This is a genomic window from Vibrio sp. QJM3NY_21, assembly GCF_057785975.1.
Genome location: NZ_CM173513.1, coordinates 490,834 through 501,619 on the forward strand (window position 1 = coordinate 490,834; position 10,786 = coordinate 501,619).

Here is a 10,786-nt window from a genome sequence, read left to right on the forward strand (position 1 = left end):
AAGTACTTTTAGCGAAAACCGCCACCTATTCAGTTTACCATCGCTAAAGAAACACGCTGTAGGCGGGTCTTTTTTTGTCATGGTACTGCTATTCATTGGATTTCTTTTCTATACCACACTGACTTGGATGTGGGACGATCAGCGATTGCCTCTCTCCAAAATAGTACTTCAAGGCGACTTAACTTACGTAACTGCTGGTGATGTTCAACATGCCTTTGGCGAGCTAGAGCATATTGGAACGTTCATGTCGCAAGACATCGGTGTGTTGCAAGACAGTTTAGAAGCGTTACCTTGGGTTTCAGTGGTGTCCATTCGTAAGCAGTGGCCAGACACAATAAAAGTATTTTTGACTGAGTATCATGCAGCAGCAATCTGGAACGGTAACATGCTGTTGAATGACAATGGTCAGGTGTTTAATGGTGATATCGGTCTTTTGAAGGGCGATAGAGTCAAGCTTTACGGCCCAGACGGCACCAGCCAAAAAGTGATAGAAAAGTGGCGACAAATAACTCCTTTGATTAACAATCTAGGGTTAACCGTTACTTCGCTCGTTCTCAATGAGCGTCGCGCTTGGCAAATAATCCTAGATAACGGTATCCGTTTAGAACTAGGTAAAGATTCTTTAGATGAGCGTGTTGAACGCTTCATTTCGCTTTACAACGAACTTGGTAGTAAAGCGAATCAAGTGAGCTACATCGACCTCAGGTATGATACGGGAGCCGCTGTAGGCTGGTTTCCAGAGCAAGAGTTAGAAGAGAGCACAGATGACTAAGACCGCAGATGACAACATAATCGTTGGTCTTGATATAGGCACTGCGACCATATCAGCTCTAGTTGGTGAAATATTGCCTGATGGTCAAATCAATATCATTGGTTCAGGGCAAAGCCCATCCAGAGGTATGGATAAAGGTGGTGTAAACGACCTAGAGTCGGTAGTGAAGTCAGTTCAGCGAGCCATTGATCAAGCAGAGTTGATGGCGGAATGCCAAATCAGCAATGTGTTTATCTCGCTATCGGGCAAACATATCGCAAGCCGAATTGAAAAAGGCATGGGCACTATTTCTGATGAAGAGGTGTCTCAAGACGATATGGATCGAGCGATCCATACCGCGAAATCAATTAAAATAGGTGATGAGCAGAGAATTCTGCACGTGATCCCACAAGAATTTACCATCGATTATCAAGAGGGGATCAAGAATCCACTTGGTTTATCTGGTGTTCGAATGGAAGTCAGTGTTCACCTAATTTCTTGCCATAGCGACATGGCGAGAAACATTATTAAAGCTGTTGAACGATGTGGTCTCACTGTAGAACAAATCGTGTTTTCAGGACTTGCCTCAAGTAATGCGGTAATTACTGACGACGAGAGAGAGCTTGGAGTATGTGTTGTTGATATTGGTGCTGGTACGATGGATATTTCCATTTGGACTGGCGGCGCATTGCGACACACAGAAGTCTTTTCCTACGCAGGAAATGCAGTAACCAGTGATATTGCCTTCGCTTTCGGCACGCCAGTGAGCGATGCTGAAGAGATAAAAGTAAACCACGGTTGCGCTCTGAGTGAACTCGTAAGCAAGGATGATTCTGTTAACGTCCCTAGTGTAGGTGGCCGTCCATCGAGAAGTTTGCAAAGACAAACTTTGTCGGAAGTGATTGAACCACGTTACACTGAACTTATGGGTCTCGTTAACCAAACTATTGATACGGTTCAATTACAGCTACGAGATGAAGGTATTAAACACCACCTTGCAGCTGGCGTCGTTCTCACTGGTGGAGCGGCACAAATTGACGGATTGGTAGAGTGTGCGGAACGTGTTTTCCGCAATCAAGTTCGAGTTGGTAAGCCGTTAGAAGTTAGTGGCTTAACTGACTATGTTAAAGAGCCGTATCATTCTACGGCGGTTGGTTTACTTCATTACGCAAGAGATTGTCAGATAAGTGATGAGGGTGATTACAGCGAACCTAAGCGTTCAGCACCTTCTATGTCAGGCTTGTTTGGTAAATTGCGTAATTGGATACAAAAAGAGTTTTAACCTGAGTTGCAGGAAAAAACGGAGATAACACATGTTTGAACCGATGATGGAAATGTCTGACGATGCAGTAATTAAAGTCGTTGGAGTTGGTGGCGGTGGCGGTAATGCTGTTGAGCACATGGTACGTGAATCGATCGAAGGCGTAGAGTTCATCAGTGTTAATACTGATGCTCAAGCCCTTCGTAAAACGAGCGTGAGCAGCGTGATCCAAATTGGTGGTGATATCACTAAAGGTTTGGGCGCTGGTGCAAATCCACAAGTAGGCCGTGATGCAGCTCTCGAAGATCGAGAAAGAATTAAAGAAGTTCTAACTGGCGCCGATATGGTATTTATCGCAGCTGGTATGGGCGGTGGTACAGGTACAGGTGCTGCTCCAGTTATTGCTGAAGTTGCGAAAGAGTTGGGTGTGCTAACGGTTGCTGTTGTAACTAAGCCATTTAGCTTTGAAGGCAAAAAGCGTTTAGCGTTTGCTGAGCAAGGTATCGAAGAGCTTTCTAAACATGTGGATTCTTTAATTACGATTCCAAATGAAAAGCTACTTAAAGTACTTGGCCGTGGCGTAACACTGCTAGAAGCTTTCGCAAGTGCAAATGATGTACTTAAAAACGCTGTACAAGGTATCGCTGAGCTAATTACTCGCCCTGGTATGATTAACGTCGATTTCGCGGATGTTCGCACTGTGATGTCGGAAATGGGTCATGCAATGATGGGTAGCGGTATCGCAAAAGGTGAAGACCGTGCTGAAGAAGCTGCTGAAACGGCAATTTCTAGCCCATTACTAGAAGACATCGACCTAGCTGGCGCGCGTGGCGTTCTTGTGAACATCACTGCAGGCCTAGATATGCGTTTAGATGAATTCGAGACTGTGGGTAATACAGTTAAGGCATTCGCTTCTGATAACGCAACGGTTGTTATTGGTACCTCTCTAGACCCTGATATGACGGATGAAATCCGTGTAACTGTTGTTGCAACAGGTATCGGCACAGAGAAAAAACCAGACATTACTCTAGTTGCTGGTGGTAAAGCAAAAGTAGCGCCAACGCCTCAACCTCAAGTTGCTGTTCAAACGGCAGCAAAAGTGGAAGAGAAAGTGGCACAACCATTGCAGGAAAAAACTGAGGTAAAACCTCAAGTTAAACCACAGCCAACAACGTCACCTGTTTCTTCGGGTACAGGCGCTAGCCAGAGTGCAGCACCTAAAGCTGAGAAAGAGAGCGGATATTTAGATATTCCAGCATTTTTACGACGTCAGGCTGATTAACAAATACCCAAAATTTGACTATCGTCGAATTAATGGTAAAATTCGCGGTTGGTAAATACTGACCGTGATTTGTAGCACTGATAACGAGGCAAGCAGATGATCAGACAACGTACTCTGAAAGAAATTGTGAAAACAACTGGTGTGGGTCTCCACTCTGGTCGTAAAGTCACACTTACTCTTCGCCCGGCAGCTGCAAATACAGGTATTGTTTATCGTCGTACAGATGTAAATCCACCTGTAGATTTCCCAGCTGATCCAGCATCAGTTCGTGACACTATGTTATGTACTGCTCTTGTTAATGACGAAGGCGTACGTATCTCTACAGTGGAGCACCTTAACGCAGCTCTAGCTGGAATGGGTATCGACAACATTATTGTTGAAGTCGATGCTCCAGAAATTCCAATTATGGATGGTAGCGCAAGCCCATTTGTATACTTGCTACAGCAAGCGGGTGTTGAAACACTGAATGCAGCGAAGCGTTTTATTCGAATCAAAAAGCCTATCCGTTTTGAAGATGGCGATAAGTGGGCAGAGTTTGTTCCATTTAACGGCTTCCGTATGGACTTTGAGATCGACTTTAACCACCCTGCGATTGAATCGGATGAGCAACGTTTGTTGTTTGATTTCTCATCACAAGGTTTTGTGAAGCAGATTTCTCGCGCTCGTACTTTCGGTTTCATGCGTGATATTGAGTACCTTCAGTCTCAAAACCTAGTACTTGGCGGTAGCTTTGATAATGCTATCGTACTGGACGAATACCGAATTCTTAATGAAGAAGGCCTTCGTTTCGACAATGAGTTTGTAACTCATAAAGTATTGGATGCGATTGGTGACCTTTACATGTGTGGACACGCTATTATTGGTGAGTTCCGTGCATACAAATCAGGTCACGGCCTAAATAACCAACTTTTACGTGCAGTTCTTGCTGACGCAGAAGCTTGGGAGTGGGCAACATTCGAAGAAGAAGCTGGCTCTCCAGTTGCTTTCGCAGAACCGGGTATGGTTCTAGCGTAATTGTTGTTTACAACAATATAAGATTTCAAAAACCAGGCCATTGGCCTGGTTTTTTTGTATCTATTTTCCAGATACAGTGTCGTTAACCTCCGGAAATTGCTGGCTAATGGGCTGCTGTCTGCTTAATCCATCAGCAATTAGAAAGAAAAGTTCCAAGCACATCAAACAAATGGTGTTCTAAATGGTCGTTAGTGTGAAAATTACTTACACTAAAGGGCATTAATTTTAACTCAAGCCTTGAAAACTCTACTCTCAAGTACAATATCAAAGATACTAGATTTATCTCAGTATCCTTGGTTAGTAACTGAAGACTAGTTCATAGCTAGTAGAGACTGACGGCATTTAAAATAGATCGCGGACGATCTGAGAACGAAGAGATTCCAAGCACATGATTACTAAGCTGCTGACAAAGGTAATTGGCAGTCGCAATGACAGAACACTGCGCCGCCTTAGAAAAATTGTAAAAGAAATTAATAACTACGAACCAACGTTTGAAGCACTTTCTGATGAAGAGCTAAAAGCAAAAACGGTTGAGTTTCGTGAGCGCTTAGATAAAGGTGAATCGTTAGATCAACTTCTACCTGAAGCTTTCGCTACGGTACGTGAAGCGTCTAAGCGTGTTTACGGCATGCGTCACTTTGACGTGCAAATGATTGGTGGCATGGTTCTAAATGCTGGCCAAATTGCAGAGATGCGTACTGGTGAAGGTAAGACACTTACCGCAACCCTACCAGCTTATCTAAACGCGCTACCAAGCAAAGGTGTTCACGTAATAACGGTGAACGATTACCTAGCGAAGCGTGATGCGGAAACAAACCGTCCATTATTTGAATTCCTTGGCATGACTGTTGGCGTGAATGTGGCAAACATGGCTCCGCCAGAGAAAAAAGAAGCGTACCAAGCGGATATCCTATACGGAACAAACAACGAGTTTGGTTTTGATTATCTGCGTGACAACATGGCTTTCCGTGCTGAAGACCGAGTTCAACGTGAGCGCTTCTTCGCAGTAGTCGATGAGGTTGACTCAATCTTAATTGATGAAGCTCGTACTCCGTTAATTATCTCTGGCCCAGCTGAAGATAGTTCTGACCTTTATACGCGCATTAACACTCTAATTCCTTCTCTAGAGCGTCAAGATAAAGAAGATTCAGAAGAGTACCGTGGTGAAGGTCACTACACCATGGACGAAAAATCAAAACAGGTTCACCTGACTGAAAACGGTCAAGAATTTGTAGAAGAACTAATGGTCAAAAACGGCTTGATGGAAGAGGGTGACACACTTTACTCTCCAACCAATATCAGCCTATTGCACCACGTGAATGCTGCGCTTCGTGCACACGTATTGTTTGAGAAAAACGTCGACTACATCGTTACTGAAGAAGGCGAAGTGGTTATCGTTGATGAACATACTGGTCGTACTATGCCAGGTCGTCGTTGGTCTGAAGGTTTACACCAAGCTGTTGAAGCTAAAGAAGGTGTGAAGATTCAAAATGAAAACCAAACGCTAGCATCGATTACATTCCAGAACTTCTTCCGACTGTACGAAAAACTGTCAGGCATGACAGGTACTGCTGATACTGAAGCTTTCGAGTTCCAGTCTATCTACGGCCTAGAAACGGTAGTTATCCCAACCAACAAGCCTATGGTTCGTAACGATATGCCAGATGTGGTTTATCGTACTGAAGAAGACAAGTTCAATGCGATCATTGAAGACATCAAAGACCGTGTTGCAGCTGGTCAGCCATCACTGGTTGGTACGGTTTCTATCGAGAAATCTGAACTGCTGTCTAACGCACTGAAAAAAGCAAAAATTAAGCACAACGTACTAAATGCTAAGTTCCACGAGATGGAAGCTGAGATCGTTGCGCAGGCTGGTATGCCGAGTGCGGTAACTATCGCAACTAACATGGCAGGTCGTGGTACCGATATCGTGTTAGGTGGTAGCTGGCAGGCACAAATTGAGAAGCTAGATAATCCAACGAAAGAGCAGATCGACAAGATCAAAGCTGACTGGAGAGTTGTCCACGATACAGTTCTTGAGTCAGGTGGTCTGCACATCATTGGTACTGAGCGTCATGAATCTCGCCGTATCGATAACCAGCTACGTGGTCGTTCTGGTCGTCAAGGTGATGCGGGTTCTTCTCGTTTCTACCTATCAATGGAAGATTCTCTACTACGTATCTTTACGTCTGATCGTATGGCTGGTCTTATCCAAAGTGGTATGGACGAAGGCGAAGCGATTGAATCTAAGATGCTGTCTCGCTCAATTGAAAAAGCTCAACGTAAAGTGGAAGGTCGTAACTTCGACATCCGTAAGCAGCTTCTTGAGTACGATGATGTAGCCAATGACCAACGTAAGGTTGTTTATGAGCTACGTGATGAACTGATGAGTTCTGATGACATCAGCGAGATGATCGAACACAACCGTGAAGATGTACTGGCGTCAGTCATTGATGAATACATCGCTCCTCAATCTCTTGAAGACATGTGGGATATCGCGGGTCTGCAAGATCGTCTGAAGAATGACTTCGACCTAGACTTTGATATTCAAGGTTGGTTAGACGAAGACGACAAGCTTTATGAAGAAGCATTGCGTGAGCGTATTCTTGGTATGGCGGTAGATTCGTACAAACAGAAAGAAGAAGTGGTTGGTGCTCAAGTACTGCGTAACTTCGAGAAGTCTGTGATGCTACAAACGCTAGACGGTCTTTGGAAAGAGCACTTGGCTGCGATGGATCACCTTCGTCAAGGTATCCACTTACGTGGTTATGCTCAGAAGAACCCGAAACAAGAGTACAAGCGTGAGTCGTTTGAACTGTTTGAAGGCCTACTCGATGTGCTGAAAACAGATGTTGTAACCATCCTTTCTAAAGTTCGCGTTCAGCAACAAGAAGAAGTTGAAAAGATGGAAGCTCAACGTCAAGCTCAAGCTGAACAAGCGGCGCGTCGTGCACAAGCACAACACGCAACGGCTGAAAACCAGCTAGCTGACGATGAAGCGGATGCGGCATCTCCACAAACAGTAGTACGCGATGAGCGTAAAGTGGGTCGTAACGAACCATGCCCATGTGGAAGTGGTAAGAAGTACAAACAGTGTCACGGTAAAATTGACTAAGTTTGGTGAATCTTCGCTGTAACGGATAATTGCAGTGTCGGAGGTACTCACTTACTAACGGTATTCACTTACTAACGTAAGCTCCGCGCCTCCTCCTTGCACTTAACACGTTACAACTTAGCTTCATAAAAACTTACTGTTATTAAAAAGAGTCGCTTAGGCGGCTCTTTTTGTATGTAAATTTCATGACTTATTTTTTGTCGAAAGGAAAGTCGTCATTCCCTATAGCGAGGAACGAGCGCAGTAGGGAATCTTGTTTGATAGTTTGGCTTAAGGTTGTTGTATTAGCTTCCCAACTCAGTCGTTGCTCCTTCTGGAGGGTGACGAATTTAGGGGCAACGTAGGCCAAGCGTTTATTAAGGAACATCATCACATGAAAAGAATCCATATTGTCGCGGGTATTATCTTCAACCAAGATAAGTCACAGGTCTTTATCACTAAACGCCCAGACGACAAGCACAAAGGCGGTTTCTGGGAATTCCCTGGTGGTAAAGTAGAAGCGGGCGAAACGATTGAGCAGGCGATGGCTCGTGAACTTGACGAAGAGATTGGCATTAAGGTGACAGATCAGTCTCTGTTTGAGCACCTTGAATTTGATTACAGTGACAAGTCGCTTAAGTTTGATTTCATTCTTGTGACTGATTTCGAGCAACAGCCTTATGGTAAAGAAGGGCAACAAGGTGAATGGGTCGATCTTGAATCATTGAGCCAATACGCATTCCCTGAAGCGAATGTGCCAATTTTAGAGCGAGTAATAAAAGAGTTTTCGTAATTGCTAGCCTGAGTTTGAGATTGTTGTTAGTTTAAAGAGATTAATCGAATGAACGTTGCTGCGACAGATGAGCAGTAATGGTAACCAAAACAATGGAGATATTCGCAGTGGTAAGAATTGCAATTGCAGGAGCAGCTGGCCGTATGGGTCGTAACTTGGTGAAAGCCGCTCACCAAAATTCAGAAGCAAGCGTTGGCGCTGGTTCAGAGCGCCCAGAGTCATCTTTGGTCGGTGTTGATGTTGGCGAGTTATGCGGTGAAGGCCGTTTTGATGTAGCTCTAGTCGATGACCTTTCGAAAGCGATTGAAGAGTTTGACGTGATCGCCGACTTTACCGCACCTGTGAGCACATTAGCGAATATTGAACTTTGTAAACGTCACGGAAAGAAGCTAATTATCGGTACGACAGGTTTCTCTGAAGAAGAGAAACAGGTGATTGATGCGGCGTCAAAAGAGATGCCTATCGTAATGGCTCCTAACTACAGCGTTGGTGTAAACCTAGTATTCAAGCTGCTAGAAAAGGCCGCTAAAGTGATGGGCGATTACTGTGATGTTGAAATCGTAGAGGCTCACCATCGCCATAAAGTCGATGCGCCGTCAGGCACTGCGATTGGTATGGGCGAAGCGATTGCTGGTGCGATGGGCAATGATCTAAACGATGTCGCTGTATGGTCACGCGAAGGCATTACGGGCGAGCGTACAAAAGATGAGATCGGTTTTGCGACCATTCGTGCCGGTGACATCATTGGTGAGCATACCGCTATGTTTGCTGATATTGGCGAGCGCGTTGAAATTACCCATAAAGCAACGGATAGAATGACCTTTGCCAATGGTGCGATCAAGGCGGCTGTTTGGCTAAATGACAAGCCAGCAGGCTTTTATACCATGACGGATGTCCTTGGTTTGAATGACCTGTAAATAGATATTTATGCGCTGGCAATTGCCGGCGCTTTCTTTGTTTGGTGGCTTTTCCTTAATAATCTCTCTTCTACGATCTTCCTTCTACTTTCTTTTTATCGCCATTTTTTCTCTATTTTTGTGCTATTTATGCGGTCTTTGGTGTGTTTTTTGTTTTAGGTCTTTAAATTACCATGTTTTCTCTTGGTATTTATCGATTGCGTTTTGTTGCTGATATTTTTGGCACTCTATGGTTAGCTAAAATGACGGGTTAAAATTAGAAAATCGTAATATTCCTATTAATAGAGTATAAAAGTTGAACTTTTGAAGCTTTGATGGGGGAAATTGAATTAGTTCTTACAAATGTTTAATTTCTTTCTCGTTAAATGTTGACACGTATCACGCAGATCACTAGAATATCGCCAATTTGTCTAATTTCCATAAACACGCAGTTTTTGGTGTTACAGGAAGGTAGATTTGCAAATTAAATCAATTTTAATGCATTTTTATTTCTGGAGGTTGTCTTGAAGAAGTCAGCACTACTCGTCCTAGAAGATGGGACAGTATTTCACGGTGAAGCCATTGGCGCTGTAGGTTCTGCAGTTGGTGAAGTCGTTTTTAATACCTCGATGACGGGGTACCAAGAAATCCTCACTGATCCTTCCTATTCTCAACAAATCGTTACCCTTACTTACCCTCACATTGGCAATACCGGAACCAATTCCGAAGACGAAGAATCTTCTTCAATCCACGCTCAAGGCCTTGTGATTCGCGATCTCCCTCTAATCGCTTCTAACTTCCGTAATGAACAATCCCTTTCTGATTACCTTAAGTCGCAAAACGTTGTTGGTATCGCTGATATCGATACTCGTAAGCTGACGCGTATTCTTCGTGAAAAAGGTGCTCAAAACGGTTGTATCGTAGCGGGTAACAATTTAGACGAAGCTTTGGCTCTAGCTAAAGCAAAAGAATTCCCTGGCCTGAAAGGTATGGACCTTGCGAAAGAAGTTACAACAAAAGAAGCGTATCAATGGAAACAAGGTTCGTGGACGCTTACGGGTGGACTTCCTGAAGCGAAAGCAGACTCTGAATTGCCATACCACGTTGTTGCTTATGACTTCGGTGCAAAACGAAACATCTTACGAATGCTTGTTGACCGCGGCTGCCGCCTAACGGTTGTTCCTGCTGAAACTTCAGCAGAAGAAGTACTCGCTCTGAACCCAGACGGTGTTTTCCTTTCAAATGGCCCTGGTGACCCAGAACCATGTACTTACGCAATTGAAGCAACAAAAGTGTTCCTAGAAAAAGGTTTACCAATCTTTGGTATCTGTCTAGGTCACCAGATTCTTGCTCTTGCGTCAGGCGCTAAGACAGTGAAGATGAAGTTTGGTCACCACGGTGCAAACCACCCGGTTAAAGATTTAGATCGTGATGTTGTGATGATTACTTCACAAAACCATGGCTTTGCTGCTGACGAAGATACGCTTCCAGAGACATTACGAGCGACTCATAAGTCTCTATTTGATGGTTCTCTACAAGGTATCCACCGTACAGATAAGCCAGCATTTAGCTTCCAAGGTCACCCAGAAGCAAGCCCAGGTCCAGAAGATGCGGCACCGCTATTCGACCACTTCATTGAATTAATTAACCAGTCTGTTGCAAACAAACAAGACAAAGCGTAATCCGGAGTAGTAG

The 10,786-nt window shown here is 44.1% G+C and carries 8 protein-coding genes; all 8 read left to right on the forward strand.

Annotated features, from left to right (window positions below; genetic code table 11):
- Positions 1-79: 79 nt before the first annotated feature.
- The 8 genes from AC3CID_RS02225 to carA all read left to right on the forward strand — a co-directional run bounded on the left by AC3CID_RS02225 (position 80) and on the right by carA (position 10,773).
- Entirely contained in the window at positions 80-772 is a 693-nt protein-coding gene (locus tag AC3CID_RS02225; RefSeq protein WP_004729846.1) for a cell division protein FtsQ/DivIB, read from the forward strand.
- Positions 765-2,033, forward strand: a complete 1,269-nt coding sequence (ftsA, locus tag AC3CID_RS02230) for a cell division protein FtsA (protein ID WP_004729844.1) — start codon at positions 765-767, stop codon at positions 2,031-2,033. Before AC3CID_RS02225 ends, ftsA begins: the two co-directional genes overlap by 8 nt.
- A gap of 31 nt (positions 2,034-2,064) precedes the next feature.
- Positions 2,065-3,294 (forward strand): cell division protein FtsZ, encoded by a 1,230-nt coding sequence (gene ftsZ, locus AC3CID_RS02235; protein ID WP_017084771.1) that lies wholly within the window; start codon positions 2,065-2,067, stop codon positions 3,292-3,294.
- A gap of 96 nt (positions 3,295-3,390) precedes the next feature.
- Entirely contained in the window at positions 3,391-4,308 is a 918-nt protein-coding gene (gene lpxC / locus AC3CID_RS02240) for a UDP-3-O-acyl-N-acetylglucosamine deacetylase (protein ID WP_017087510.1), read from the forward strand.
- Between the two features lie 388 nt (positions 4,309-4,696).
- Positions 4,697-7,423 (forward strand): preprotein translocase subunit SecA, encoded by a 2,727-nt coding sequence (secA, locus tag AC3CID_RS02245; protein ID WP_017077687.1) that lies wholly within the window; start codon positions 4,697-4,699, stop codon positions 7,421-7,423.
- Between the two features lie 373 nt (positions 7,424-7,796).
- Positions 7,797-8,195: an 8-oxo-dGTP diphosphatase MutT gene (gene mutT / locus AC3CID_RS02250; protein ID WP_017084773.1), complete on the forward strand. Its 399-nt coding sequence runs from the start codon at positions 7,797-7,799 to the stop codon at positions 8,193-8,195.
- Between the two features lie 92 nt (positions 8,196-8,287).
- Complete coding sequence (gene dapB / locus AC3CID_RS02255) at positions 8,288-9,112, forward strand: 4-hydroxy-tetrahydrodipicolinate reductase (protein WP_488527266.1); 825 nt, start codon at positions 8,288-8,290, stop codon at positions 9,110-9,112.
- A 503-nt stretch (positions 9,113-9,615) separates the two neighbouring features.
- Complete coding sequence (gene carA / locus AC3CID_RS02260) at positions 9,616-10,773, forward strand: glutamine-hydrolyzing carbamoyl-phosphate synthase small subunit (protein ID WP_017072829.1); 1,158 nt, start codon at positions 9,616-9,618, stop codon at positions 10,771-10,773.
- Positions 10,774-10,786 lie beyond the last annotated feature (13 nt).

Bases quoted from the DNA above. Each gene is read 5' to 3' on its own strand.
- dapB (WP_488527266.1), top strand. From the start codon at position 8,288: ATGGAGATATTCGCAGTGGTAAGAATTGCAATTGCAGGAGCAGCTGGC.
- secA (WP_017077687.1), top strand. From the start codon at position 4,697: ATGATTACTAAGCTGCTGACAAAGGTAATTGGCAGTCGCAATGACAGA.
- mutT (WP_017084773.1), top strand. From the start codon at position 7,797: ATGAAAAGAATCCATATTGTCGCGGGTATTATCTTCAACCAAGATAAG.
- ftsZ (WP_017084771.1), top strand. From the start codon at position 2,065: ATGTTTGAACCGATGATGGAAATGTCTGACGATGCAGTAATTAAAGTC.
- AC3CID_RS02225 (WP_004729846.1), top strand. From the start codon at position 80: ATGGTACTGCTATTCATTGGATTTCTTTTCTATACCACACTGACTTGG.
- lpxC (WP_017087510.1), top strand. From the start codon at position 3,391: ATGATCAGACAACGTACTCTGAAAGAAATTGTGAAAACAACTGGTGTG.
- ftsA (WP_004729844.1), top strand. From the start codon at position 765: ATGACTAAGACCGCAGATGACAACATAATCGTTGGTCTTGATATAGGC.